The organism is Peribacillus sp. SRI_006 (assembly GCF_057586375.1).
In genome coordinates, this window is sequence record NZ_JBYCZT010000051.1 from 1 (window position 1) to 453 (window position 453).

1 protein-coding gene is annotated in these 453 nt (G+C 36.9%); it reads right to left on the minus strand.

Annotation, left to right across the window (positions count from 1 at the left end; translation table 11 throughout):
- On the minus strand, nt 1–453 hold a 453-nt coding region (locus AC2YHV_RS27610), incomplete at both ends, for an IS3 family transposase (RefSeq protein ID WP_487374605.1).

Sequence of the window (453 nt, forward strand, 5' to 3'; positions counted from 1 at the left end):
AAGGTGTTTAATCGCCTCATCTAACATATCTCCAACAAGTTTATAAACAGGGCGTTTCATCACTTTGTAGGCAATAATTTCACCATTACATAAATCAAGGATAGGGGATAGGTAACGTTTCTCCCCAAATAAATGAAATTCCGTTACGTCTGTTACCCATTTTTGATTCATTTTCTCGGCTTGAAAATCACGTTGTAAAATATGGGGGGCAATTCGACCAACACGCCCCTTATACGAACGATACTTTTTCATACGGACTAAACATTTTACGCCCATTTCATTCATGAGGCGGTTGATGGTCTTTGGATTGTGAGAAAACCCATATTTTTTTAACTCTTTTGTGATACGACGATAACCGTAACGTCCTTTATGTTCATGATATATAGACTGAATAGTGGCTTTTACCTTCGAATACTTATCTTCTCGATTCAAGCGTTTTTCCCAATAATAGTA